22 protein-coding genes are annotated in these 24,772 nt (G+C 62.0%); 15 read left to right on the plus strand and 7 right to left on the minus strand.

Translation table 11 applies throughout. From position 1 onward, the window contains the following. Positions 1 to 222: 222 nt before the first annotated feature. Together J3P86_RS16150 and J3P86_RS16155 are read left to right on the plus strand one after the other, a co-directional pair. Positions 223 to 906 carry a response regulator transcription factor gene (locus J3P86_RS16150; protein WP_305500352.1) on the plus strand — a complete coding sequence of 228 codons (684 nt, stop codon included), beginning with the start codon at positions 223 to 225 and terminating at the stop codon, positions 904 to 906. Further along, on the plus strand, positions 884 to 2,269 hold the full coding sequence (locus J3P86_RS16155) for a sensor histidine kinase (RefSeq protein WP_434698415.1): 1,386 nt from the start codon (positions 884 to 886) through the stop codon (positions 2,267 to 2,269). The genes J3P86_RS16150 and J3P86_RS16155 overlap by 23 nt, the downstream gene beginning before the upstream one ends. A 185-nt stretch (positions 2,270 to 2,454) precedes the next feature. Here J3P86_RS16155 and J3P86_RS16160 read toward each other — a convergent pair whose 3' ends face one another. From J3P86_RS16160 to J3P86_RS16180, 5 genes are all read right to left on the minus strand, one after another. Next, positions 2,455 to 2,703, minus strand: coding sequence for a DUF1652 domain-containing protein (locus tag J3P86_RS16160; RefSeq protein WP_305500349.1), 249 nt, complete (start codon positions 2,701 to 2,703; stop codon positions 2,455 to 2,457). Positions 2,704 to 2,936: 233 nt separating this feature from the next. Beyond that, positions 2,937 to 4,421: a PAS domain S-box protein gene (locus J3P86_RS16165; protein WP_434698417.1), complete on the minus strand. Its 1,485-nt coding sequence runs from the start codon at positions 4,419 to 4,421 to the stop codon at positions 2,937 to 2,939. Positions 4,422 to 4,512: 91 nt separating this feature from the next. Next, positions 4,513 to 5,646 carry an HlyD family secretion protein gene (locus tag J3P86_RS16170; protein ID WP_434630188.1) on the minus strand — a complete coding sequence of 378 codons (1,134 nt, stop codon included), beginning with the start codon at positions 5,644 to 5,646 and terminating at the stop codon, positions 4,513 to 4,515. Beyond that, a complete protein-coding gene (locus tag J3P86_RS16175; protein WP_434698419.1) occupies positions 5,643 to 7,304 on the minus strand; it encodes an MFS transporter in 1,662 nt (553 codons plus the stop codon). The genes J3P86_RS16170 and J3P86_RS16175 overlap by 4 nt, the downstream gene beginning before the upstream one ends. Before the next feature lie 236 nt (positions 7,305 to 7,540). After that, positions 7,541 to 7,819, minus strand: a complete 279-nt coding sequence (locus tag J3P86_RS16180) for a hypothetical protein (protein ID WP_305500342.1) — start codon at positions 7,817 to 7,819, stop codon at positions 7,541 to 7,543. A gap of 421 nt (positions 7,820 to 8,240) precedes the next feature. On the opposite strand from J3P86_RS16180, the gene J3P86_RS16185 reads away from it, so the two are divergent. From J3P86_RS16185 to J3P86_RS16215, 7 genes are all read left to right on the plus strand, one after another. After that, a complete protein-coding gene (locus J3P86_RS16185; RefSeq protein WP_434630184.1) occupies positions 8,241 to 9,539 on the plus strand; it encodes an OprD family porin in 1,299 nt (432 codons plus the stop codon). Positions 9,540 to 9,709: 170 nt separating this feature from the next. Further along, positions 9,710 to 10,531: an NAD-dependent epimerase/dehydratase family protein gene (locus J3P86_RS16190; protein WP_434657055.1), complete on the plus strand. Its 822-nt coding sequence runs from the start codon at positions 9,710 to 9,712 to the stop codon at positions 10,529 to 10,531. A 41-nt stretch (positions 10,532 to 10,572) separates the two neighbouring features. Beyond that, positions 10,573 to 11,478, plus strand: a complete 906-nt coding sequence (locus J3P86_RS16195) for an SMP-30/gluconolactonase/LRE family protein (RefSeq protein ID WP_434698421.1) — start codon at positions 10,573 to 10,575, stop codon at positions 11,476 to 11,478. Between the two features lie 56 nt (positions 11,479 to 11,534). Beyond that, positions 11,535 to 12,506 carry a TRAP transporter substrate-binding protein gene (locus tag J3P86_RS16200; RefSeq protein WP_434698423.1) on the plus strand — a complete coding sequence of 324 codons (972 nt, stop codon included), beginning with the start codon at positions 11,535 to 11,537 and terminating at the stop codon, positions 12,504 to 12,506. Positions 12,507 to 12,583: 77 nt separating this feature from the next. Continuing rightward, positions 12,584 to 13,111 carry a TRAP transporter small permease gene (locus J3P86_RS16205; protein ID WP_434698425.1) on the plus strand — a complete coding sequence of 176 codons (528 nt, stop codon included), beginning with the start codon at positions 12,584 to 12,586 and terminating at the stop codon, positions 13,109 to 13,111. Continuing rightward, positions 13,111 to 14,391 (plus strand): TRAP transporter large permease, encoded by a 1,281-nt coding sequence (locus J3P86_RS16210; RefSeq protein WP_434573451.1) that lies wholly within the window; start codon positions 13,111 to 13,113, stop codon positions 14,389 to 14,391. The genes J3P86_RS16205 and J3P86_RS16210 overlap by 1 nt, the downstream gene beginning before the upstream one ends. Before the next feature lie 183 nt (positions 14,392 to 14,574). Continuing rightward, a complete protein-coding gene (locus J3P86_RS16215; protein WP_434698427.1) occupies positions 14,575 to 15,444 on the plus strand; it encodes an aldose 1-epimerase in 870 nt (289 codons plus the stop codon). Positions 15,445 to 15,577: 133 nt separating this feature from the next. Here the strand turns inward: J3P86_RS16215 and J3P86_RS16220 are convergent, their stop codons facing one another. Then, positions 15,578 to 16,378 carry a sulfite exporter TauE/SafE family protein gene (locus tag J3P86_RS16220; protein WP_434630171.1) on the minus strand — a complete coding sequence of 267 codons (801 nt, stop codon included), beginning with the start codon at positions 16,376 to 16,378 and terminating at the stop codon, positions 15,578 to 15,580. A gap of 207 nt (positions 16,379 to 16,585) precedes the next feature. On the opposite strand from J3P86_RS16220, the gene J3P86_RS16225 reads away from it, so the two are divergent. Then, the gene (locus J3P86_RS16225; RefSeq protein WP_434630169.1) at positions 16,586 to 17,449 is read left to right on the plus strand and encodes an MBL fold metallo-hydrolase; all 864 of its coding nucleotides are present in this window, start codon (positions 16,586 to 16,588) and stop codon (positions 17,447 to 17,449) included. 182 nt (positions 17,450 to 17,631) lie between these two features. Here the strand turns inward: J3P86_RS16225 and bkdR are convergent, their stop codons facing one another. Next, positions 17,632 to 18,120 carry a Bkd operon transcriptional regulator BkdR gene (gene bkdR / locus J3P86_RS16230; protein ID WP_003202929.1) on the minus strand — a complete coding sequence of 163 codons (489 nt, stop codon included), beginning with the start codon at positions 18,118 to 18,120 and terminating at the stop codon, positions 17,632 to 17,634. 194 nt (positions 18,121 to 18,314) lie between these two features. Between bkdR and J3P86_RS16235 the strand changes: the two genes are divergently transcribed. From J3P86_RS16235 to J3P86_RS16255, 5 genes are all read left to right on the plus strand, one after another. Further along, positions 18,315 to 19,550 (plus strand): 3-methyl-2-oxobutanoate dehydrogenase (2-methylpropanoyl-transferring) subunit alpha, encoded by a 1,236-nt coding sequence (locus J3P86_RS16235; protein ID WP_305500323.1) that lies wholly within the window; start codon positions 18,315 to 18,317, stop codon positions 19,548 to 19,550. A 1-nt stretch (position 19,551) separates the two neighbouring features. After that, the gene (locus tag J3P86_RS16240; protein ID WP_305500321.1) at positions 19,552 to 20,610 is read left to right on the plus strand and encodes an alpha-ketoacid dehydrogenase subunit beta; all 1,059 of its coding nucleotides are present in this window, start codon (positions 19,552 to 19,554) and stop codon (positions 20,608 to 20,610) included. Continuing rightward, positions 20,611 to 21,891 carry a dihydrolipoamide acetyltransferase family protein gene (locus J3P86_RS16245; RefSeq protein WP_434698429.1) on the plus strand — a complete coding sequence of 427 codons (1,281 nt, stop codon included), beginning with the start codon at positions 20,611 to 20,613 and terminating at the stop codon, positions 21,889 to 21,891. It begins immediately after the preceding gene. Between the two features lie 18 nt (positions 21,892 to 21,909). Then, positions 21,910 to 23,292, plus strand: a complete 1,383-nt coding sequence (gene lpdA, locus J3P86_RS16250; protein WP_434630165.1) for a dihydrolipoyl dehydrogenase — start codon at positions 21,910 to 21,912, stop codon at positions 23,290 to 23,292. A gap of 230 nt (positions 23,293 to 23,522) precedes the next feature. Then, entirely contained in the window at positions 23,523 to 24,542 is a 1,020-nt protein-coding gene (locus J3P86_RS16255) for a branched-chain amino acid aminotransferase (protein WP_305500317.1), read from the plus strand. Positions 24,543 to 24,772: the final 230 nt, after the last annotated feature.

A 24,772-nucleotide genomic window follows, 5' to 3' on the forward strand; every position in this document is an offset into this window, starting at 1 on the left:
CCAGCTTCTCGTCAGTCCCCGCCAGCGTCAGCGCGGCGGAACACAGCGAGGGACGCAGCATGATGGTGCGTGCCGGAATATGTTAGGGATTATTTGTGACGAAGTATTGATCCAGGCCAGGGAATGCATTTGCCGGCGCCCATGAACTTTTTTTCAGAAAGCCGACAGGTAATCTTTGGCAGAATGCTGCGCAATAGCTCCACTTCCCAACCGGTAACGCCCATGAACCGTATCCTGACCATCGAAGACGACGCCGTGACCGCCCGTGAAATCGTCGCCGAACTGACCCGCAACGGCCTGGACGTCGACTGGGTCGACAACGGCCGCGAGGGCCTGGAACGGGCTGTCAGCGGTGACTATGACCTGATCACTCTCGACCGGATGCTGCCCGAACTCGACGGCCTGGTGATCGTCACCCAGCTGCGCAGCATGGGCGTGGCCACGCCGATCCTGATGATCAGCGCCCTCTCCGATGTCGACGAGCGGGTGCGTGGCTTGCGGGCCGGCGGCGACGATTACCTGACCAAGCCGTTCGCCACCGACGAAATGGCCGCCCGGGTCGAAGTGCTGCTGCGCCGCAACAACGGCGCCCGCGAGCCGGAAACCGTGCTGCGGGTGGCGGACCTGGAGCTGAACCTGATCAGCCGCGAGGCCAGCCGCAACGGCCAGTTGCTGAGCCTGCTGCCCACCGAATACAAGTTGCTGGAATTTCTGATGCGCAACAGTGGCCAAATCCTCTCGCGCATGATGATTTTCGAAGAAGTCTGGGGTTATCACTTCGATCCGGGCACCAACCTGATCGACGTCCACATCGGTCGCCTGCGCAAGAAGATCGATCCGCCGGGCCTGGAACCGCTGATTCGCACGGTACGAGGCTCCGGCTATGTCATTGCTGAACCCCGCTAAGGGCTGGCGCTCCTCCAGCAGCCGCCTGCTGGCGCTGTACAGTTCGCTGTTCGTGATCTGGAGCGCGATCCTGATGGGGGTCATGTATTACGAGGTGTTCGGCTACCTTGACAGCCTCGCCAAGCATTCCCTGATGCAGCGCCAGCACCTGTTCGCGCGCATCCATGGCGAACAACTGGAAGACGCGCTCATGGCCAGCCTGTCGCTGGATGAACGCGGCGTCGACGCCTACGGCCTGTTCGATCCGCAACTGCGCCATCTGAGCGGACCGATCCAGCGCATCCCCGCCGATCTGCCGCTGGACGGCAAGATCCATATGCTCGGTGGCTGCGTCGACTCCGACGACCCGATGATCCCCTCCGACAGTTGCGACGCGGTCGCGACCCGGACCCAGGACGGCCGCTGGCTGGTATTGGCGCGGGACAACGGCTCGCTGTTCGCCGTGACCCGCATCATCCTGCACGCGCTGCTCTGGGGGGTCTCGTTGACTATCCTGCCGGGCATCGCCGGCTGGCACCTGTTGCGACGTCGACCGCTGCGGCGTATCCGCGCCTTGCAGGCCAGCGCGGAAGCCATCGTCGCCGGCGACCTGACCCATCGCCTGCCGCTGTCGAGCCGTCGCGATGAACTGGACATGCTGGCAGCCATCGTCAATGCCATGCTCGATCGCATCGAACGGCTGATGAATGAGGTCAAGGGCGTCTGCGACAACATTGCCCATGACTTGCGCACCCCGCTGACGCGCCTGCGTGCCCAGCTTTATCGCATCCAGCAAGAAGCGGCGGACAGCTCCCCGGAAGCGTTGCAGATGGATCAGGTGATCGCCGAGACCGATACGCTGATGGCGCGGTTTCGCGGTCTGCTGCGGATTTCGGAACTGGAGGACCAGCAGCGCCGCTCCGGTTTCGTGCGTCTGGATCCGTTGCAGTTGTTGCAGGAACTGCATGACTTCTATCTGCCGCTGGCCGAAGAACGCGAGCTGGTGTTCAAGCTGGAAGTGCCCGACACCCTGCCCTTGCTCAACGGTGACCGGGCATTGTTGTTCGAGGCGGTGTCGAACCTGTTGAGCAACTCGATCAAATTCACCCCATCGGGCGGCGAGGTGATCTTGCGGGGCGTCGACCAGGGCGACAGCAGCCGCATCGAAGTGCTCGACTCAGGCCCTGGCATTCCCGAGGCGGAACGCAAGGCGGTGTTCCGGCGCTTCTACCGCGCCGAGGGCAGCAGCCAGCACGGCGGCTTCGGCCTGGGCCTGTCGATCGTCGCGGCGATTGTCACGCTGCACGGGTTTACGCTGGAGGTGGATCGCAGCGAGCTGGGCGGGGCGCGGTTGGCGCTGGATTGTCGGGCGACGTTGCTTTGATTACGCAGTCCCATTGATGACGCGGTCTCCGTGGCGAGGGAGCTTGCTCCCGCTCGGCTGCGCAGCAGCCGCAAGCTGTTAAACGCGATGTGCCTGGGGACTGTCGATTCTACAGGTTTGGGATCGCTGCGCGATCCAGCGGGAGCAAGCTCCCTCGCCACGGGGGATCGCGTCGGTCTTATGGATCAGGCTGGATCGCTGCGATGCAGCGGCGTGTTGTACAGCTCATAACGCAGTTCATCGATCAGCTTGTTCAAGCCTTCTTCGGAGCGGATGCTGTCGACGCTCATGCCGCTCACCACCAGGTCGACCTCGCCGCTTTCCTGGCGGTACAGGCGAATGGTCAGGGTGCCGTCGCCGTTGAGGCTGCATTCACAGGCCAGTGGCGCAAAGCTTTGCTCGAGACGGGTACGTAACGGAGCCAGATGGGTCATCTGTGTACCTCAGCTTCGAAGTCGCAAATGACCGGTGGCCGGCCTCCTGGCTCCCATAGACGTCCTGTCGATCTCACACTTGAAGGGTTTGCTGCACATCGGGGCGTATTCCTTGACTGTTTCGTGGGGACGCGGCGTTCAACAGCAATGCCGCACCCCTCCAGCCTAGGGAGGTTATAGCCCGCGCAAAACCTGAATTTGCACCAGAATACCAGGTGCATTTGCACTGGCTATCATGGTGCCTTTATCCGCCATTCGTTCGCGAACAAGCCCCGCTCCCGCGCCCAGACAATCGCCTCGCTACGACTATGGACGTCGAGTTTCGAATACAGCGTCGCCACGTGATTGCGCACGGTGTTGGGGGCCAGTTTCAAGCGCGCGGCGATTTCCTTGTCCGCCAGACCCTCGCAAATCAGCCCCAGTACGTCACGTTCGCGGGCGGTCAGCTCGGTGAAAGAAGTCGTCGGGGTCTGCGCATTGATGCTCTTCACATTGGCCAGCTTTTCGATCAGGGTGCGGCTGAACCACGACGCGTCCTTCATCACCTCTTCGATGGCTGCTACCAGCTCCAGCTCCGAGCGCTTGCGTTCGGTGATATTCATCAGCACCAGCAGGAAACATGGCTTGTCCTGGATGATGACGGTATCGGCCGCCACTTCGCAGTCGATCTGCTCCCCGCCTTTCTTGTGCACCTTGACGTCGACCCTGGACACGGTGGCAGTCTTTTCCAGGCGCCCGAACAACGTCGCCGCCGCTTCCTTCTCGAGGAAGCCGATCTCCTCCACGGTCTTGCCCAACAGCTCTTGGCTGGCATAACCCGTCGCCTGGAGGAAGGCCTCGTTGATTTCCGCCAGTTGCAGCTCGGCGCTACAGATCAGCGTCGGCACCGGTGACAGCCGGAACGACTTGGCAAAACGCTCCTCGCTCTGGCGCAGCGCCGTTTCGGCCTTGCGCCGCGGCTCCATGTCCATGAACGAAAACAGCATGCAGTCTTCATCGTGGAGGTCCAGCGGCTGGCCAGCGACGATCACCTGTTTGTTGGTGCCATCGGGCAAGCGCAGTTCGGCCTGCATCTGCGGGATGGTCGCGCCCTGCCCCAGGCGCTCGACGGCTAGGTCGCGCTTTTCGGCAGCCTCGAGCACATCCAGTTCATAAACCGAACGCCCGATCACCTCTTCGCGGCTGTAGCCGGTCATTTCCAGGAAACCCGCGTTGACCTTGATATAGCGCAAATCGCTGAGACGGCAGATCACCGCTGGTGCCGGGTTGGCGCCAAAGGTTTTCTCGAAGCGCTGTTCGGCGCTGGCCCATTCCGTGGCATCGCTGAGAATCAGCACCAGGTATTCCGGCTCGTCGTTGCGGTCGGTCAGCACCATGCTGCGGATGCGGTGCACCCAGGTGCGGTCCGGATCGGCCACCGGCGTCACCTCCACCAGCACATCGCTGAATTCGTCGCCGCGGGCCACGCGGGCGATGGGATAGTTGTCTTCGGGGAGCGAATGGTTGTTGCGATAACGCAAATTGAAACGCCGGGCGTACTCCTTGGCGTTGGTGCCCAACTCGCCAAGCTCCTCGACTCCGTGCATGGTCAAGGCCGCTTCGTTGGCCCAGGCAATCGTCTGGTCGACTTCGATCAGCATCACGCCATCCGATAGCCCGGCGATGATCTGCAGCAGTTGGCGGCGATTGGTATCGGTGCTCGGGACTTCCAGATTCATTGGATCTCCGTGGGGGTCAGAAACGCATGGAGGTTACGACTCCTGCACGCGTGACGCGTTCCCTGTGCAGGAAACGGCTTTCTTCTGCGGGTCATTGCTGTTCGGCGGCCGTGTCGATGCTCACCACCACCGACATCCCTGGCCGCAGGCGTTCACTTTCGGGCTGGTCCGGATCCACGGTGATGCGAACCGGAACGCGCTGGGCAATCTTGACGAAATTGCCGGTGGCGTTGTCGGCCTGCAGCAGGCTGAACTCGGAACCGGTGGCCGGGGAAATGCGTTCGACATGCCCCTGGAAGCGGCGATGGCCGAGGGCATCCACGGTGAAGCTTGCCGGCTGACCGACCCGTACCTTGTCCATCTGGGTTTCCTTGAGGTTGGCGATCACCCACTTCTGGTTCGGCACCAGCGCCATCAACTGCGCTCCGGAATTGACGTAGGCGCCCAGGCGCACGCCGATCTGCCCCAGCTGACCGTCCCGTGGCGCCAACACGCGCGTGTTGGACAGGTCGATGCGCGCCAGTTGCACCGCCGCCTCGGCGCTGGCGACAGCCGCTTCCAGGGAGCCGCGGTTGACGATGACGGTTTGCCGGTCCTGACGGGCAATTTCCAGGCTGGCCTGGGCCTGGGCGACGGCCGCGGTGGCTTGGGCGCTGGCGGCGCGACTGATATCCAGTTCACGCCTGGACACCGAACCGTCCTTTATCAACGCCTCGTTGCGGCGCAGGTCGGCGGCGGCTTTGTGGGCCTGGGCCTGGCTGTCGGCCAGCGCGGCCTGGCGCAGCTTGATGCTCGCCTCGGCGCTGTTGCGCTGCTGTACGACGTTGGCCAGGGCCGCCTGTTGCACCGCCAGTTGCGCCAGCGCCTGGTCGAGCCGTTGCCGGTAGATGCGGTCATCCAGGCGCACCAGCAGATCGCCGGCCTTGACGAACTGGAAGTCCTGCACCGGGACTTCATGGACATAACCACTGAGCTGCGGCCCGATGATCGTCACCTGCCCGCGCACCAGAGCATTCTCGGTGGTTTCCACGGCGCTGCTGAACGGCGGCAATTGCCAGGCATAAAGCACCACCAGCACGCCGACGATCGCCACTGCGGCGAATCCGAGGGATGAAAGCATCCGCACTCGCAGGGAGCGCGGTTTTGTCGCCGGAGCGGCAGGAGGCGCCTGGTCTTCCGGCGTATCGGCGATGGCATTGGTGGTCGTGGTGGTCGGCTCGGTCATGAAGAGGTGGCACCGCTGGGTTGTGTCGAAGGGGCAGGCGCTGCGGCGGCGGGCTGGGTGGTGCTCATCAGCCACAGGGCACGAATGGAAATCCAGATCATGGTCAGCACGGCGATCACCGCGATCAGCATGAACACATCGTTATAGGCAAGTATGTTGGCTTCGCGGGTAGCGGCCGTGGCGAGGCTGCGAAGGCCTTGCAGGTGACGCAGGCCCGGATCGGCAATCAGCGAACCCACCGCCGAGCCGCCGCTGTCCACCCGCGCGGCGACGCGAGGGTCGAACTGACTCAGGTTCTCCACCAGATGGCTGGAATGGAATTTCTCGCGTACTACCTGGAACGTGCCGAGCACCGCAGCCCCCACCAGGCCGCCGAGGCTCTGGCAGATCCCGAACAGCACGGAAAAACTCACCAGGTTTCGCGGGTTGGTCAGCACATTGCGCACCCCCAGGATCATCGTCGGCCCGAGGAAGAACGTGCTGCCGAATGCCAGCAGGAACTGGCTGAAGTACATGTTTTGCGGACGGCTCAGGTTGTTCGAATAACTGTCCATCACCGACCCCGTGGCCATCAACGCCAGGGAAATGATCAGCGGCATGAACAGGTGCGCCGGGTTGATGGTCAGCGCGCTGGTCACCAGCCCGGCAATACTGCCGATCAGCATCACCACGTAAAGGCTGTGCATCTGCTGGCTGCTCATGTTCAGCGCTTGCAGGAAACCCACCGCCCCAGTGGATTGTTCCGAAGTCACCATGCGGATCAGAATCACCGCCAGGGCCAGACGGATCATTACCCCGCTGCCGAGCCAACGCGTCATCAGCATCGGATTGCTGCGGTTATGTTCGATCGCCAGGCCCGCCATGATCAGCACGATGGAAGCCGCCGAGGCCACGCCGATCCATGGCGCTTCCAACCACCAGTCAATGCGCCCCAGCGACAACACCGCGCACAGCAAGGCGACGCCGCTGGCGAGCACGGTGAAGGTCAGGAAGTCGAGTTTTTCAAAGGTCTTGAAGCGATCACCCGGCGGCAACTTGAGCAGCAGCACGCAGCCCAGCGACAGCAGCGCCATGCCCAGTTCGAACAGGTACAAGCCGCGCCATTCGGCGATTTGCAGCAGGTCTTCAGAGAACAGCCGGGCCATTGGCAAGGCCAATTGCGAAGTGCCCAGGCCCAACACCAGCGCCTTTAGCCGCCACTTGGCCGGGAAAGCCTGGACCATATAATACAGGCCCAGGGAGCTGAGGGCCGCACCCACCATGCCATGGGCCGCACGCACGGCGATCGCCGAGTTCAGGTCGTTGACGAACAGATGGCCGAAGGTCACCAGGGCGTAGAGCGCCAGGAACACTTCGGTGAACGCGCGCAAGCCGAACTGCTGGCGAAATTTCACCAGCAGCAGGTTCATCGAGACGTTGGTCATGACGTAGGCCGCGGGCAACCAGGCCATCTCCGCCGTGGTGGCGCCCAGGGACCCCTGCAGATAAGGCAGATTGGCGATCACCAGCGAATTGCCCAACCCCCCGGTCAACGCCACCAGCACGCCAACCAGCGCGTAGGCAAGCCGCTTGGGCGTGGGATGCAACGGCGTCGAGGGCGAACCGGGCAGCGTCGGCCGTTCGTGCGGCTGCCAGGCGCGCGGGGTGTAATGATCCATTCAAAAACCTTGCGGGAACATAGCGACAATAGGTCGCTGGAAACTTTCCAGATGCCTGTTCGACGACAAGGAGCGTCAAGAAGTGCCGCAGACGCTTTCGTGGCGAGGGAGCTTGCTCCCGCTGGGCTGCGCAGCAGCCCCATCACTGAGAACTCGGTGCCGCTGATGCGGAATCTTCAAGAGGGGCTGCTACGCAGCCAGCGGGAGCAAGCTCCCTCGCCACGGATCGAGATGGTTCAGGCGTCGCTGGCAGGGCCTGCCGCTTTCGAGCGGGCGCGATCCTTGGCGGCCTTGGCCTCGGCGGCGAGGCACTCCAGGCAGAACTGCTCGGCGTAAGACATCAGGATTTCGGTAGTATCGCCCTTGATCGTACGCGAGCCCGCAAGAATGTAGCGCATGCGTTTTTCAGTGACGCCGATGCGCAAGGCAATCCAGGCCGGCGTCTGGCCGATGCGGTCGACGAGTTTGTTGGCGTATTCGGTGGAGTGGTTGTAGCGCTCGGCATTGGGAAACATGAGGAGGGTCCATGGAAGGGAATCAAAGCAGGGCGGCAGGTTACTCCTTTTTGCGCTGGCAGCCTGTGTTTGTGCCTGTTCGATGACTGGAAACGCCGCCGATGCTTTGTGGCGAGGGAGCTTGCTCCCTCGCCACAAAGCTTTATAGGCTGGCCCATTCGACTAATGTCTTAGACCAGTCATCGCACAACCCGATCTGCTCGCAGCTATTCTTCAGACCGCAGCATGCCTCACAGCGAAGCCCTTCCAGCCTAAGGTGCGCCCATAACCCCACGAGATGCCCACCCATCAGCGGCTATCGGGAAGCAAAATTCGCAGTAATGGCCAGTTGACAAGAATCACCCGCCACCAAATAATCCCTGCCATGTTGTACGACGACGTATAACAGATAAAAACAACAAAAAAGCAAGGGAGCGTCAGAGTGAGCACACGTGTCCGTTTTTCGCCCAAGAACCGTCCAACCCGTCCTTTTTCCCCATCGAATGTCGCCCTGGGCCTGATCAGTTGCAGCAGCCTGGCCATGTTCCTGCCCATGACTGCCAGCGCCGCAGGTTTTGTCGATGACGCCAAAGCCACGCTGAATCTGCGCAACGCCTATTTCAACCGCAACTTCGTCAACGACGCCGCCGCCCAAGGCAAAGCCGAGGAATGGACTCAAAGCTTCATCCTCGACGCCAAGTCCGGTTTCACCCAGGGCACGGTCGGTTTCGGCGTGGACGTGCTCGGCCTGTACTCGGTCAAGCTCGACGGCGGTCGCGGCACCGCCGGTACCCAGTTGCTGCCGGTGCACGACGACGGTCGTCCGGCCGATGACTTCGGCCGTTTGGGCGTGGCCCTCAAGGCCAAAGTCTCGAAGACTGAATTGAAAGTCGGCGAGTGGATGCCGGTGCTGCCGATCCTGCGTTCCGACGACGGCCGCTCCCTGCCGCAAACCTTCCAGGGCGGCCAGGTCACTTCCACCGAGATCAACGGCCTGAGCCTCTATGGCGGTCAGTTCCGTGGCAACAGCCCGCGCAACGACGCGAGCATGGAAGACATGTCGATGAACGGCCGCGGTGCCTTCACTTCGGACCGTTTCAACTTCGGCGGCGGCGAATACGCCTTCAACGAAAAACGCACCCAGGTCGGCGTCTGGTACGCGGAACTGTCCGACATCTACCAGCAGCAATATTTCAACCTGACCCACAGCCAACCCATGGGCGACTGGACCCTGGGCGCCAACCTGGGCTACTTCACCGGCAAGGAAGACGGCAGCGCCCTGGCCGGCGATCTCGACAACAAGACCGCGTTCGCCATGCTCTCCGCCAAGTACGGCGGCAACACCTTCTATGTCGGCCTGCAGAAAGTCGGCGGCGATGACGCCTGGATGCGCGTCAACGGCACCAGCGGCGGGACCCTGGCGAACGACAGCTACAACTCCAGCTACGACAACGCCAAGGAAAAATCCTGGCAACTGCGCCATGACTTCAACTTCGCCGCCGTCGGCGTGCCGGGCCTGACCCTGATGAACCGCTATATCAGCGGTGACAACGTGCACACCGCCACCGTCGATGACGGCAAGGAATGGGGCCGCGAGACCGAGCTGGCTTATACCGTGCAGAGCGGTGCGCTGAAGAGCCTTAACGTAAAATGGCGTAACGCATCGATTCGTCGCGACTTCAGCACCAACGAATTCGACGAGAACCGGATCTTCATCAGCTACCCGATTTCGCTGCTGTAACGGAAGGATTCAGCCTGGGCGCATCCCATGGCAATCTACGGCAAGGACGCCGTTCCAGAGCGGTTCGTCGATCAAACGTTGACAAGGCAGCAGAAGGATAAGGATATTCGCCCTCGGTCGTACGACAACTTATAACAACTGTACCTCTCACTGTTTGCTCAGGTAATGCCATGACCACGACACAGATTCGCCACCCTTTCAATCGCTTGCTGTTGACCGGCGCCGCCGGCGGCCTTGGCAAAGTCTTGCGCGAACGCCTCAAGCCTTACGCCCGCCATATTCGCCTGTCGGACATCGCCAACATGGCACCGGCCATCGACGAAAGCGAAGAAGTGGTGCCCTGCGACCTGTCGGATAAACAGGCCGTGCACCAATTGGTGGAAGGCGTCGACGCCATCCTGCATTTTGGCGGTGTGTCGGTCGAGCGTCCGTTCGAAGAGATCCTCGGCGCCAACATCAGCGGCGTGTTCCATATTTATGAAGCCGCGCGCAAGCACGGCGTCAAGCGCGTGATCTTCGCCAGTTCCAACCACGTCATCGGCTTCTACAAGCAGGACCAGGCCCTCGACGCCCTCTCCCCTCGCCGTCCGGATGGCTACTACGGCCTGTCCAAGTCCTACGGCGAAGACATGGCCAGTTTCTACTTCGATCGCTACGGCATCGAGACCGTTAGCATCCGCATCGGCTCGTCATTCCCGGAACCACAGAACCGCCGGATGATGAGCACCTGGCTGAGCTTCGACGACCTCACCCAACTGATCGAATGCTCGCTCTACACCCCGAAGGTCGGCCACACCGTGGTCTACGGCATGTCCGCCAACCGCGACGTCTGGTGGGACAACAGCCACGCCGCGCACCTGGGCTACCAGCCCAAGGACACGTCGGAAATCTTCCGCGCCAAAGTCGAAGCCCAGCCGATGCCGGCCGAGGATGACCCGGCCAGGATCTACCAGGGCGGCGCCTTTGTTGCTGCCGGCCCGTTCGACAACTGATTCGCCTGTTTCATGGGATACACACGAACCAAGGAATCGCCATGCAAGCCGAATTGATTGTCGATGCACGCAACGCCGTCGGGGAAAGCCCGGTGTGGGTCCCCGAGGAGAACGCCTTGTACTGGGTGAACATCCCCAGCGGCGGCCTGCAACGCTGGAACGCCAGCACTGGAAAAATCCAGGGCTGGGAAGCACCGGAAATGCTCGCCTGCATTGCCCGTCACCAGGACGGCGGCTGGGTCGCGGGCATGGAAAGCGGTTTCTTCCGTCTGCAGCCCAATGACGATGGCAGCCTGGACAGCGAGCTGTGCGCCAGCGTGGAGCACAGCCGTACCGACATGCGCCTCAACGATGGCCGCTGCGATCGCCAGGGCCGTTTCTGGGCCGGCAGCATGGTGCTGAACATGGGCGCCAACGCCGACGAAGGCCGGATGTACCGATATGACGCCGGGCAACGCAGCCCGGTCGAGGCACAGCTCAGCGGTTTCATCGTACCCAACGGCCTGGGCTTCAGCCCCGACGGAAGGACGATGTATCTCTCCGATTCGCACCCGTTGAGCCAGCAGATCTGGGCCTTCGACTACGACATCGACAGTGGCACCCCGTCCAACCGGCGCCTGTTCGTCGACATGATGCCCCTGGCCGGTCGCCCGGACGGCGCAGCGGTGGACGCCGACGGTTGCTACTGGATCTGCGCCAACGACGCCGGGCTGATTCACCGCTTCACCCCGGACGGACGCCTCGACCGTTCGCTTGAAGTGCCGGTGAAAAAACCGACCATGTGCGCCTTCGGCGGAAGCCAGCTCGATACCCTCTTCGTCACCTCGATCCGTCCGGGTGACGACAATGATCCGCAATCCCTGGCCGGTGGCGTGTTCGCTCTCAAACCCGGCGTCAAGGGTCTGGCTGAACCTGCTTTCGGAGGACGGAAACACTCCGCGAACTGATCTGCTTTGCCGCTTCACATCGATAGATATAAAAACAACAACACTGGAGATTGACCATGAATTTCAAACGCACGCTTCTGATCGCGGCCCTGCCCCTGGCCTTCCTGGCCCAGGCGGCACACGCTGAACTCACCCTGAAAATCGCCGACATCCACCCCAAGGGCTACCCGACCGTAGTCGCCGAGGAGTCCATGGGTAAAGCCCTGGAAGCGCAGAGCAAGGGCGAACTGAAGTTCAAGTACTTCCCGGGTGGCGTACTGGGTTCTGAAAAGGAAGTCATCGAGCAGATGCAAGCCGGCGCGATCCAGATGTCTCGCGTCAGCCTGGGCATTGTCGGCCCTGTGGTGCCGGACGTGAACGTCTTCAACATGCCGTTCATCTTCCGCGACCAGGCCCACATGCGCGCCGTCATCGACGGCGACGTGGGCGACGCGATCCTCGACCGGATCACCAAATCCGAATTCGGCCTGGTGGCCCTGGCCTGGATGGACGGCGGCACCCGCAACCTCTACACCAAGAAACCGGTGCGCAAGCTCGAAGATCTGAAGGGCATGAAGATTCGCGTCCAAGGCAACCCGATGTTCATCGAGACCTTCAACGCCATGGGCGCCAACGGTATCGCCATGGACACCGGCGAGATCTTCAGCGCCCTGCAGACCGGCGTGATCGACGGCGCGGAAAACAACCCGCCGACCATGCTTGAGCACAACCACTACCAGAACGCCAAGTTCTACAGCCTGACCGGCCACCTGATCCTGCCTGAGCCGATCGTGATGTCGAAAATCACCTGGAACAAGCTCACGCCGGAGCAACAGGACATGGTGAAGAAAGCCGCCAAGGCAGCCCAGGCTGAAGAGCGCGTGCTGTGGGACAAGAAGTCCGCCGCCAGTGAAGAAAAACTCAAGGCCGCCGGCGTCGAGTTCATCACCGTCGATAAAAAACCCTTCTATGACGCCACCGCGCCGATCCGGGCCAAATACGGTGCTCCGTACGCCGACCTGATCAAGCGCATCGAGGCTGTCCAGTAAGACCCTCTTAATCTGTACTCATGAAAAGGCTGGGCGCGCCTGCGGTTCACAGGCGCGCCCAGTTACGGTGGAACCCGATGAAGAATTTGCTGCTGCGTATCAACGACACGATTTACATGACTTGCATCTGGGTCGCCGGCCTGTCTGTCCTCGCCGTTGCGCTGATGATCCCTTGGGGCGTGTTCGCCCGCTACGTCCTCGGCACCGGCTCAAGCTGGCCGGAGCCCACCGCCATCTTGCTGATGATCGTGTTCACTTTCATCGGTGCAGCTGCCAGCTACCGCTCCGGCTCGCACATGGCCGTGGATATGGTCACAAGCCGCCTGCCCCCGCACTTGCAAACCTTGGCTTCGGTTTTCACGCAACTGTTGATGGCGGCGGTGTGCATTTTCATGACTGTCTGGGGCGCCAAGCTGTGCATGACCACCTGGAACCAGTTCATGAGCGCCATCCCTACCCTGCGCGTTGGCATCACTTACATGCCGATCCCGATCGGTGGGTTCCTGACCCTTATTTTTGTCCTGGAAAAACTCTTGCTGGGTGATCAAAGCAAGCGTCGGGTCGTGCAGTTCGACCTGGTTGAAGAAAACGAAGGTGCCGTTTAATGGACGCTCTGATTCTGCTGGGCAGTTTTTTGTTGTTGATCCTGATCGGCATGCCGGTCGCCTACGCGCTGGGCGCTGCCGCCCTGATCGGGGCATGGTGGATCGATATTCCGTTCCAGGCCATGATGATTCAGGTGACGGGCGGGGTGAATAAATTCTCGTTGCTGGCCATTCCGTTCTTCGTCCTGGCCGGCGCGATCATGGCCGAGGGCGGCATGTCCCGCCGCTTGGTGGCATTCGCCAGTGTGTTGGTAGGCTTCGTGCGCGGTGGCCTGTCTTTGGTCAACCTCGTGGCCTCGAGTTTTTTTGGCGCGATCTCCGGCTCCTCGGTGGCCGATACCGCCTCGGTCGGCTCGGTGCTGATCCCGGAAATGACACGCCGGGGCTATCCGCGTGAATACGCCACCGCCGTCACTGTCAGTGGTTCGGTACAAGCGCTGCTGACACCGCCCAGCCACAACGCGGTGCTGTACTCCCTCGCCGCTGGCGGCACCGTCTCCATTGGTTCGCTGTTCATGGCCGGCATCGTCCCCGGCATCATGATGAACCTGTGCCTGATGGCGCTGTGCCTGGTTTTTGCGAAAAAGCGCAATTACCCCAAGGGCGAAGTGATTCCGCTCAAGCAAGCGTTAAAGATCTGCAAGGAAGCCATGTGGGGCATGATGACCCTGTTCATCATCCTTGGCGGCATTCTCTCGGGTGTGTTCACCGCCACCGAATCGGCCGCCATTGCCGTGGTGTGGGCATTCTTCGTGACCATGTGCATCTATCGCGACTACAAGTGGAGCGAGTTGCCGAAACTGATGCACCGTACGGTACGCACCATCTCCATCGTGATGATCCTGATCGGCTTCGCCGCCAGCTTCGGCTACATCATGACGCTGATGGAAATCCCGGCGAAGATCACCACCGCGTTCCTGACCCTTTCGGACAACCGCTACGTGATCCTGATGTGCATCAACGTGATGTTGCTGCTGCTGGGCACCGTGATGGACATGGCGCCGCTGATCCTGATCCTGACGCCGATCCTGATGCCAGTGATCGTGGGCATCGGTGTGGACCCGGTGCAGTTCGGCATGATCATGCTGGTGAACCTGGGTATCGGCCTGATCACACCTCCGGTGGGCGCGGTACTGTTCGTCGGTTCCGCCATCGGCAAGGTGAGCATCGAAAGCACCGTCAAGGCCCTGCTGCCGTTCTACGCCATGCTGTTCCTGGTCCTGCTGTTGGTGACCTACGTTCCTGCCATTTCGCTGTGGCTGCCGAATCTGGTGTTGTAAGACACAACGATAAATCCCCTTGTGGCGAGGGGATTTATCCCCGCTGGGCTGCGCAACAGCCCCCATAAAACCATCTCGATTTGCCTTATATACCGAGACCGGACCTTTAGGGCTGCGTCGCAGCCCAGCGGGGATAAATCCCCTCGCCACAACAGCAATTTCACCTTGTTGAACAAGGCCGCCATGACACCGCCCCTTCTCCACCTCGAAGACGAACTCACCCGCCTCACCCTGGCTCCGCACCTGGGCGCCAGCCTCGTTGAATGGACATTGCGCAGCAGCGGAGCTCCGCTGCTGCGCCCGCCCGCACCGCAAGCACTGGAAAACCGCCTGCCGGGAAAGCTCGGCTGCTTTCCGTTGATCCCCTGGTCGAACAGGATCGCCCAAGGCGGTTTCGATTGCCCGGGCGGCTGGCTCGCCCTGGAAGCCAACAGCCCCAACGATCCCTTTCCGATCCATGGCAGTGCCTGGCAGCAGCCCTGGCAGATTACCGAACGAACTGATCAGGAAGTCTTGCTGCAGCTGGACAGCCAAACCCCGTTCGCCTATTGCGCCAGCCTGCGGATCCGCTTGAGCGGCGGCCAACTGCAAATCGCCCTGCACGTCACCCACATGGCCGAACAGGCCGCCTGGCACGGGTTGGGCTTGCATCCATATTTGCCACGCACCCCCGGCACTCGCCTGCAAACCCGCGCCAGCGAAGTCTGGATGTGCGACGCCTCGAAACTGCCAACGGAACTGACGGGCGTACCCCCAGCGTGGGATTTCCAGCAACCTCGACTACTGCCCGACACTCTCGTCGATAACGGTTTCGGCGGTTGGGATGGGCAGTGCCTGATCCAGCAACCTGACTTGGGCTACGAACTGGAATGTCGCGCCAGCGGCAGCGAATATTTCCTGTTGTACTGCCCCGTCGGTCTGGATTTCTTCTGCATCGAACCGGTCAGCCATCCGGTCAACGCGCATCACCTGCCAGGACGGCCGGGGTTGCGCTTGCTGGAGCAAGGGCAGTCGGTGGCGTTGGGGTTTTCGATGCAGTGCCGGGAGTCGTAGAGCGCATGCCCTTGTGGCGAGGGGATTTATCCCCGTTCGGCTGCGAAGCAGTCGCCACGTTTGATAACGATCAGGCCTGCTTCGCAGGCCAGCGGGGATAAATCCCCTCGCCACAGGAGCCCTGTCCGGATCGCTAAGCCCGCAACAACATGAACCCCGCCACCGCCAGACACACCCCGGCAAACCCCACCTGCAACGCCCGCGCTGGAACCTTCGCCGAGAAGCGTCGCCCCAAAATCATCCCGACGATGCTCGCCGCAATGAACGCCGCCCCTACCCGGTCGATGCTGACCCCGGCATGAAACGCGCCCACCACGCCGATCAACGAAATCAGGCTGATGACCATCAAGGAGGTGGCGACAATGCCGCGCATCTGCACGTCGGTCAGTTGCTTGAACGCCGGGACGATCAGGAAACCGCCACCCACCCCCAGCAGGCCCGAAACCATGCCCGTGACCGCGCCCAACGCCGACAGCGTGGCGGTGCAGCGGGCGGTCCAGGCCAGGCGCCCGGTCTGCTGATCCAGCATGCAGTTCTTCTGGCCCCAACTGGCCGCGCCGTGGTCGCTGGGTCCCGGCTGCGGGGTTTCTCGGCGCAGCATGCGCGCCGCCACCAGCACCATCAGCAGGCTGAACAGAATCATCAGGATTTTTTCTGAAAGCTGGTGGGCGAAATAGACACCCACCGGCGAGAACACCGCGCCCAGCAGCGCGATGAGCAAGGCCGCGCGGTAACGCACCAGCCCATGGCGCAACCCATCGATGGCGCCGACAGCTGCGGCGCTGCCCACCGCAAACAACGCCACCGGCGCGGCCTGGGTCATGCTCCAACCCAGGCCCAACACCAACGCCGGCACGGCCAGAATTCCGCCGCCCGCCCCTGTCAGGCCAAGGATCAGGCCCATGATCACACCAAAAAAACTTGCCAGTAACATAACCGTCTCTCAAGCCGCGCACGCCTGTTATCAGGCGTGATCGCATTTGCAGGACGCGGTGGCCCTCACTTAAGCTGCGGACCATATGTTGTAAGTCCCAAGCGTTGCAACCAGCTATTCATAGATTGGTCTATGACGAGGGAGCTTGCTCCCGCTGGGCCGCGTAGCAGCCCCTTTCATGAGTTCTTCCCGCACAGGTTCGTTGTCATGCCCGCGCAGATCCAAAGCTTCCTCGACCCCGCTTCAAAGACCTATACCTACGTCGTGTATGAACACGCTGGCGGGTCCTGTGCGGTGGTCGACCCGGTGCTCGACTACGACCCGGCGTCAGGCCGCAGCGGCACGGAGCAGGCCGATCGGGTGATCGCTTTCGTGGCTGAACACCAGTTGACGGTGCAATGGCTGCTGGAAACCCACGCCCATGCCGATCACTTGTCCGCCGCTCCTTACCTGAGGGGAAAACTGGGCGGCAAGATCGCTATCGGCGAATCCATCCATCAGGTACAGAGTGTCTTCAAGACGCTGTTCAATCTCGAAGCGCAATTTGCCGTGGATGGTTCACAGTTCGATCACCTGTTCGCGGCCGACGAATCTTTTTTTATCGGCAACCTCAAGGCCACCGCGCTGCACGTTCCCGGCCACACCCCGGCGGACATGGCCTACCTGATCGATGGCGATGTGATCCTGGTGGGTGACACGCTGTTCATGCCTGATGTGGGCACTGCCCGCTGCGACTTCCCTGGCGGCAATGCCTGTCAACTCTACGCTTCGATCCGCAAGCTGCTGGCCTTTCCTGCCGGCGTTCGACTCTACGTTTGCCACGATTACCCGCCGGAGGGCCGCGAGCCCCAGTGCATGAGCACCGTGGGCGAGCAGCGCCAGCACAACATCCATGTTCGCGACGGCATCGACGAGACCGCATTCGTGGCCATGCGCACCCAGCGCGACAAGACCCTGGGCATGCCGACGCTGCTGTTGCCGGCGATCCAGGTGAATGTGCGGGCGGGCCACCTGCCGCCGGCGGAGGGGAATGGCGTGACCTATCTGAAGATTCCGATCAATCAGCTCTAAGATCACCCCATACCCAATGTGGGAGCGAGCTTGCTCCGGGCGGCGATCCGACGAAGGCGGTGGGTCAGCTTGCATTGATGTCGGATGTAATGGCCTCATCGCGAGCAAGCTCGCTCCCACAGGGATCGGCGGCGGTCATATTGCCCGGTCACACCATAAATCCAATGTAGGGGCGCAGCCTTTCAGGTGCCCAAGGTCAAGCCATTGGCTGGCAGCGGCAACGCGGTCTTGTAGCGCACCTGCTTGAGGGCGAAGCTTGAGCGGATGTTTGCCACCCCGGGGACTTTGGTCAGGAAATCCATCATGAACCGCTCCAGCGACTGGATGGTCGGCACCAGCACACGGATCAGGTAATCCGGGTCGCCCGCCATCAGGTAGCACTCCATCACTTCCGGCCGGTCGGAGATCGCCTCTTCGAAATGCTGCAGCGCCTCTTCCACCTGTTTCTCCAGGCTGACATGGATAAACACGTTGACGTGCAGGCCCAGCAGGTCGGCATCCAGCAGGGTGACCTGCTCGCGAATCACTCCCAGCTCCTCCATCGCCCGGACCCGATTGAAGCACGGCGTCGGCGACAGGTTGACCGAACGGGCAAGGTCGGCATTGGTGATGCGGGCGTTTTCCTGAAGGCTGTTGAGAATGCCGATGTCGGTGCGATCCAATTTGCGCATGAGACAAAATTTCCTGTTTCTTATCGTTGTGCAGATTTTTTATCTGCAAATCATCTAAACAGCAAGCCAACAGAGAAAAAAATTCTTCTACGTCGAGCCTATGATTGTTGTAGGACAATTTCCCACCTACCCAGGGAAATTCGTCAGCTAGCGCGCCCACTACAAGAAATTCACAAGATCGAGCGTAGAAAGCCATGAACCCAGCGTACGAACCGCTACGCCTGCACGTCCCCGAACCTTCGGGCCGTCCCGGCTGCAAGACCGACTTCTCCTACCTGCATCTGACCGATGCCGGCACGGTGCGCAAACCTCCCATCGACGTCGAACCCGCCGACACCGCCGACCTGGCGCGCAGCCTGATCCGCGTGCTCGACGACCAAGGCAACGCCTTGGGCGAGTGGGCCGAGAATGTCCCTGTCGAGATTCTGCGCAAGGGCATGCGCGCCATGCTCAAGACACGCATCTACGACAACCGCATGGTCGTCGCCCAGCGCCAGAAAAAAATGTCGTTCTACATGCAGAGCCTTGGCGAGGAAGCCATCGGCAGCGCCCAGGCCCTGGCCCTGAACATCGACGACATGTGCTTCCCGACCTACCGCCAGCAAAGCATCCTCATGGCCCGCGACGTGCCGCTGGTGGACCTGATCTGCCAACTGTTGTCCAACGAGCGCGATCCGCTCAAGGGCCGGCAGTTGCCGATCATGTATTCGGTCAAGGACGCCGGTTTCTTCACCATTTCCGGCAACCTCGCCACCCAGTTCATCCAGGGCGTGGGCTGGGGCATGGCCTCGGCGATCAAGGGCGACACCAAGATCGCCTCGGCCTGGATCGGCGACGGCGCCACCGCCGAATCGGACTTCCACACCGCCCTTACCTTCGCCCACGTCTACCGCGCCCCGGTGATCCTCAACGTGGTCAACAACCAGTGGGCGATTTCCACTTTCCAGGCGATTGCCGGCGGTGAAGCGACTACTTTCGCCGGACGCGGCGTCGGCTGCGGCATCGCCTCGCTGCGGGTCGATGGCAACGATTTCATCGCCGTCTACGCCGCGTCGCGCTGGGCCGCCGAACGGGCTCGCCGCAACCTCGGTCCGGCCCTGATCGAATGGGTCACCTACCGCGCCGGCCCGCACTCCACATCTGACGATCCTTCGAAATACCGCCCCGCCGATGACTGGAGCCACTTCCCGTTGGGCGACCCGATTGCGCGCCTCAAGCAGCACCTGGTGAAGATCGGCCAGTGGTCCGAAGAGGAACACGCCGCCGTCACCGCCGAACTCGAAGCCGAGGTGATCGCCGCGCAGAAAGAAGCCGAGCAGTACGGCACCCTCGCCGGCGGGCAGATTCCGAGCGCCGCGACCATGTTCGAGGACGTCTACAAAGAGATGCCGGAGCACTTGAAGCGCCAGCGTCAGCAGTTGGGGATCTGACATGAACGATCACAACAACAATATTGCGTTGGACACCGCCATGACCACTACCACCATGACCATGATCCAGGCGCTGCGCTCGGCCATGGACGTGATGCTCGAGCGCGACGACAACGTCGTGGTGTTCGGCCAGGACGTCGGTTATTTCGGCGGCGTGTTCCGCTGCACCGAAGGCCTGCAGAACAAGTACGGCACCTCGCGGGTATTCGACGCGCCGATTTCCGAAAGCGGCATCGTCGGCGTGGCCGTGGGCATGGGCGCCTATGGGCTGCGGCCGGTGGCCGAGATCCAGTTCGCCGACTACGTCTACCCGGCGTCGGACCAGATCATTTCCGAAGCCGCGCGCCTGCGCTATCGCTCGGCCGGCGAGTTCACCGCGCCGATGACCCTGCGCATGCCCTGCGGCGGCGGCATCTATGGCGGCCAGACCCACAGCCAGAGCATCGAGGCGATGTTTACCCAGGTCTGCGGGCTGCGCACCGTCATGCCGTCCAACCCCTACGACGCCAAGGGCCTGCTGATCGCCTCCATCGAAAACGATGACCCGGTGATCTTCCTTGAACCCAAGCGCCTGTATAACGGCCCGTTCGACGGTCACCATGACCGCCCGGTAACGCCGTGGTCCAAACACCCGCAGGCGCAAGTACCCGACGGCTACTACACCGTGCCGCTGGACGTCGCCGCCATCACCCGTCCGGGCAAGGACGTGACGGTGCTCACCTACGGCACCACGGTCTACGTCTCCCAGGTAGCAGCCGAAGAAACCGGGATCGACGCCGAAGTCATCGACCTGCGCAGCCTGTGGCCGCTGGACCTGGACACCATCGTCAAATCCGTGAAGAAGACCGGCCGTTGCGTGGTGGTCCACGAAGCCACCCGCACCTGCGGTTTCGGCGCCGAGCTGGTGTCGCTGGTGCAAGAACATTGCTTCCACCATCTGGAAGCGCCCATCGAGCGTGTCACCGGTTGGGACACCCCCTACCCGCACGCGCAGGAGTGGGCGTATTTCCCTGGGCCGTCCCGTGTGGGCGCGGCGTTGAAACGGGTCATGGAGGTCTGAATGGGCACGCACGTTATCAAGATGCCGGACATCGGCGAAGGCATCGCGGAAGTTGAATTGTCGGTGTGGCACGTCAAGGTTGGCGACATGGTGGTCGAGGACCAGGTGTTGGCCGATGTCATGACTGACAAGGCGATGGTGGATATCCCTTCGCCGGTGCATGGCCGGGTCATTGCCCTCGGTGGTGAGCCGGGTGAGGTCATGGCAGTGGGCAGCGAGCTGATCCGCATTGAAGTGGAAGGCGCCGGCAACCTGAAGGAATCGGCGCAATCGGCGGCACCGGTGGCCAAGCCTGAGCCCGTCGCGAAGCCTGAACAGGCTTCCAGACCCGAGCCTGTGACGGAAAAACCCGTCGCCGCGCCTCGCCCGGCCCAAGCGGAACAGGCGCCGGTGGCCCGCGATCCCGACGAGCGCCCGCTAGCCTCGCCGGCCGTGCGCAAACACGCGCTAGACCTGGGTATCCAGCTGCGTCTGGTCCAGGGCAGCGGCCCCGCCGGGCGGATTCTGCACGAAGACCTGGAGGCTTATCTGGCCCAGGGCCCATCGTCCCAGGCCAAGAGCGGTTCGGGTTATGCCGAACGTCACGACGAGCAGCAGATCCCGGTGATCGGCATGCGCCGCAAGATCGCCCAGCGCATGCAGGAAGCCACCCAGCGCGCCGCCCATTTCAGCTACGTCGAGGAAATCGACGTCACCGCCCTGGAAGAACTGCGTGTTCATCTGAATGAGAAACACGGTGCCAGTCGCGGCAAGTTGACGTTGCTGCCGTTCCTCGTGCGCGCCCTGGTCGTGGCGCTGCGGGATTTCCCGCAAATGAACGCCCGTTACGATGATGAAGCCCAGGTCATTCACCGCTCCGGCGCCGTGCATGTCGGCGTCGCCACTCAGAGCGACGTCGGCCTGATGGTGCCGGTGGTGCGCCACGCCGAGGCCCGCAGCCTGTGGGACAGCGCGGCGGAAATCTCGCGCCTGGCGACAGCGGCCCGCAACGGCAAGGCCAGTCGCGACGAACTGTCCGGTTCGACCATAACCCTGACCAGCCTCGGCGCGTTGGGCGGCATCGTCAGCACGCCGGTGCTGAACCTGCCTGAAGTAGCGATCGTCGGCGTCAACAAAATCGTCGAGCGGCCCGTGGTGATCAAGGGCCAGATCGTGATCCGCAAGATGATGAACCTTTCCAGCTCCTTCGATCACCGAGTGGTCGACGGCATGGATGCGGCGCAATTCATCCAGGCCCTGCGTGGCCTGCTCGAACAACCCGCCACTTTGTTTGTGGACTAATCATCAATGGAGCAGGCCATGCAGACTCTGAACACCAAGCTGCTGATCATCGGCGGCGGTCCTGGCGGTTACGTGGCGGCGATCCGCGCCGGCCAACTGGGCATTGAAACGATCCTGGTGGAAGGCCAGGCGTTGGGCGGGACTTGCCTGAACATCGGCTGCATTCCGTCCAAAGCGTTGATCCATGTCGCCGAGCAGTTCCACCAGACCCGCCATCACAGCCAGGGCTCGGCCTTGGGCATCACCGTGGCGGCGCCGAGCCTGGACATCGGCAAGAGTGTGGAATGGAAGGATGGCATCGTCGATCGCCTGACCACCGGCGTCGCTGCGTTGCTGAAAAAGCACAAGGTCCAGGTCGTTCACGGCTGGGCCAAGGTGATCGATGGCAAGACCGTTGAAGTTGGTGACACCCGCATCCAGTGCGAACACCTGCTGCTGGCCACCGGTTCGAAAAGTGTCGAGCTGCCGATGCTGCCGATTGGCGGGCCGGTCATCTCGTCCACCGAAGCCCTCGCCCCCACCTCGGTGCCCAAGCATCTGGTGGTGGTCGGCGGCGGCTACATCGGGCTGGAACTGGGCACCGCCTATCGCAAGCTCGGCGCCGAAGTGAGCGTGGTCGAGGCCCAGGAGCGGATCCTGCCGGCCTACGACGGCGAGCTGACGCAACCGGTGCACGAGGCGCTCAAGCAACTGGGCGTGAAGCTGTACCTCAAGCACAGCGTCGAAGGCTTCGATGCCCAGGCCAGCACCTTGCAAGTGCGCGATCCCAACGGCGACACGCTGAACCTGGAGACCGACCGCGTGCTGGTGGCGGTCGGACGCAAGCCCAACACCCAGGGCTGGAACCTCGAAGCGCTGGACCTGGCGATGAATGGCTCGGCGCTGAAAATCGATAACCGGTGCCAGACCAGCATGCGCAATGTCTGGGCCATCGGTGACCTGAGCGGCGAACCGATGCTCGCTCACCGGGCCATGGCCCAGGGCGAAATGGTCGCCGAGCTGATTGCTGGCGAGCATCGGGAATTCAACCCGATGGCCATCGCGGCAGTGTGCTTCACCGATCCGGAGGTGGTCGTGGTCGGCAAGACGCCGGACGAGGCCAAGGCCGCCGAAGTCGATTGCATCGTGTCGAGCTTCCCGTTCGCCGCCAATGGCCGGGCCATGACCCTGGAATCGAAAAGCGGCTTTGTCCGGGTCGTGGCGCGCCGGGACAATCATCTGATTATCGGTTGGCAAGCGGTCGGTGTCGGCGTGTCGGAGCTGTCCACCGCGTTTGGCCAATCCCTGGAGATGGGCGCACGGCTGGAAGACATCGCCGGCACCATCCACGCCCATCCGACGCTGGGCGAAGCGGTGCAGGAAGCGGCGCTGCGGGCATTGGGGCATGCGTTGCATCTGTAATTGTTTAAGTGATTGGCCTTGTGGCGAGGGGATTTATCCCCGCTCGAGTGCGAAGCACTCGCATGATTCTGCGGCTCGCCCAGGTATTTGGGGCCGCTTCGCAGCCCAGCGGGGATAAATCCCCTCGCCACAAGCTGCGAAACACCCCCGGAATGAAGTATTGTTGTCCCCATTAAAAAACGTCAGAAGCCTTGAACCGTTTCGACGGTTGTCAGGAAATAGAGGGTGTCATGGGTAACGAGAGCATCAATTGGGACAAACTGGGCTTTGACTACATCAAGACCGACAAGCGCTATCTGTCGCACTGGCGCGACGGCGCCTGGGACGCGGGCACCCTGACCGACGACAATGTGCTGCACATCAGCGAGGGCTCCACTGCCCTGCACTACGGCCAGCAATGCTTCGAAGGCCTGAAGGCCTATCGTTGCAAGGACGGTTCGATCAACCTGTTCCGCCCGGACCAGAACGCCGCCCGCATGCAACGCAGCTGCGCCCGCCTGCTGATGCCACATGTCGACACCGAGCAGTTCGTCGAAGCCTGCAAGCAAGTGGTCCGCGCCAACGAGCGCTTCATCCCGCCGTATGGCACCGGCGGTGCGCTGTACCTGCGCCCGTTCGTGATCGGCGTGGGTGACAACATCGGCGTGCGCACCGCGCCCGAGTTTATCTTCTCGATCTTCTGCATCCCGGTCGGCGCTTATTTCAAGGGCGGCCTGACCCCGCACAACTTCCTGATCTCCAGCTTCGACCGCGCGGCCCCGCAAGGCACCGGCGCGGCCAAGGTCGGTGGCAACTACGCCGCCAGCCTGATGCCCGGCTCGCAGGCCAAGAAGGCCAGTTTCGCCGACTGCATCTACCTGGACCCGCTGACCCATTCGAAAATCGAGGAAGTCGGCTCGGCCAACTTCTTCGGCATCACCCACGACAACAAATTCATCACCCCCAACTCCCCTTCGGTATTGCCGGGCATCACCCGCCTGTCGCTGATCGAACTGGCCAAATCGCGCCTGGGCCTGGAAGTGATCGAAGGCGACGTGTTCATCGACAAGCTGTCGGAGTTCAAGGAAGCCGGCGCCTGCGGTACCGCAGCCGTGATCACGCCGATCGGTGGTATCAGCTACAAGGACAAGCTGCATGTGTTCCACAGCGAAACCGAAGTCGGCCCGATCACCCAGAAGCTCTACAAAGAGCTGACCGGCGTACAGACCGGCGACGTGGAAGCACCCGCGGGCTGGATCGTCAAAGTCTGACCCGGTAGCAAAGGCTCGCTCCCACGGGATTGCCGATGTCCAGAAATCCTGGATTCACCTCAAATCCACTGTGGGAGCGAGCCTGCTCGCGAAAGCGGTGGGTCAGCTTGCAGATATGTTGAATGTGCAGGCCCCTTCGCGAGCAAGCTCGCTCCCACAAGGATTGCCGGTGTCCAGAAACCCTGGATTCACCTCAGGTCCACTGTGGGAGCGAGCCTGCTCGCGAAAGC

It is taken from the genome of Pseudomonas sp. D1-1 (assembly GCF_051132225.1).
Lineage (GTDB): Bacteria > Pseudomonadota > Gammaproteobacteria > Pseudomonadales > Pseudomonadaceae > Aquipseudomonas.

Bases quoted from the DNA above. Each gene is read 5' to 3' on its own strand.
- J3P86_RS16190 (WP_434657055.1), top strand. From the start codon at position 9,710: ATGACCACGACACAGATTCGCCACCCTTTCAATCGCTTGCTGTTGACC.
- J3P86_RS16240 (WP_305500321.1), top strand. From the start codon at position 19,552: ATGAACGATCACAACAACAATATTGCGTTGGACACCGCCATGACCACT.
- J3P86_RS16155 (WP_434698415.1), top strand. From the start codon at position 884: ATGTCATTGCTGAACCCCGCTAAGGGCTGGCGCTCCTCCAGCAGCCGC.
- J3P86_RS16210 (WP_434573451.1), top strand. From the start codon at position 13,111: ATGGACGCTCTGATTCTGCTGGGCAGTTTTTTGTTGTTGATCCTGATC.
- bkdR (WP_003202929.1), bottom strand. From the start codon at position 18,120: ATGCGCAAATTGGATCGCACCGACATCGGCATTCTCAACAGCCTTCAG.
- J3P86_RS16255 (WP_305500317.1), top strand. From the start codon at position 23,523: ATGGGTAACGAGAGCATCAATTGGGACAAACTGGGCTTTGACTACATC.
- J3P86_RS16215 (WP_434698427.1), top strand. From the start codon at position 14,575: ATGACACCGCCCCTTCTCCACCTCGAAGACGAACTCACCCGCCTCACC.
- J3P86_RS16195 (WP_434698421.1), top strand. From the start codon at position 10,573: ATGCAAGCCGAATTGATTGTCGATGCACGCAACGCCGTCGGGGAAAGC.
- J3P86_RS16200 (WP_434698423.1), top strand. From the start codon at position 11,535: ATGAATTTCAAACGCACGCTTCTGATCGCGGCCCTGCCCCTGGCCTTC.
- J3P86_RS16170 (WP_434630188.1), bottom strand. From the start codon at position 5,646: ATGACCGAGCCGACCACCACGACCACCAATGCCATCGCCGATACGCCG.
- lpdA (WP_434630165.1), top strand. From the start codon at position 21,910: ATGCAGACTCTGAACACCAAGCTGCTGATCATCGGCGGCGGTCCTGGC.
- J3P86_RS16165 (WP_434698417.1), bottom strand. From the start codon at position 4,421: ATGAATCTGGAAGTCCCGAGCACCGATACCAATCGCCGCCAACTGCTG.
- J3P86_RS16235 (WP_305500323.1), top strand. From the start codon at position 18,315: ATGAACCCAGCGTACGAACCGCTACGCCTGCACGTCCCCGAACCTTCG.
- J3P86_RS16205 (WP_434698425.1), top strand. From the start codon at position 12,584: ATGAAGAATTTGCTGCTGCGTATCAACGACACGATTTACATGACTTGC.
- J3P86_RS16180 (WP_305500342.1), bottom strand. From the start codon at position 7,819: ATGTTTCCCAATGCCGAGCGCTACAACCACTCCACCGAATACGCCAAC.
- J3P86_RS16175 (WP_434698419.1), bottom strand. From the start codon at position 7,304: ATGGATCATTACACCCCGCGCGCCTGGCAGCCGCACGAACGGCCGACG.
- J3P86_RS16225 (WP_434630169.1), top strand. From the start codon at position 16,586: ATGCCCGCGCAGATCCAAAGCTTCCTCGACCCCGCTTCAAAGACCTAT.
- J3P86_RS16220 (WP_434630171.1), bottom strand. From the start codon at position 16,378: ATGTTACTGGCAAGTTTTTTTGGTGTGATCATGGGCCTGATCCTTGGC.
- J3P86_RS16150 (WP_305500352.1), top strand. From the start codon at position 223: ATGAACCGTATCCTGACCATCGAAGACGACGCCGTGACCGCCCGTGAA.
- J3P86_RS16245 (WP_434698429.1), top strand. From the start codon at position 20,611: ATGGGCACGCACGTTATCAAGATGCCGGACATCGGCGAAGGCATCGCG.
- J3P86_RS16160 (WP_305500349.1), bottom strand. From the start codon at position 2,703: ATGACCCATCTGGCTCCGTTACGTACCCGTCTCGAGCAAAGCTTTGCG.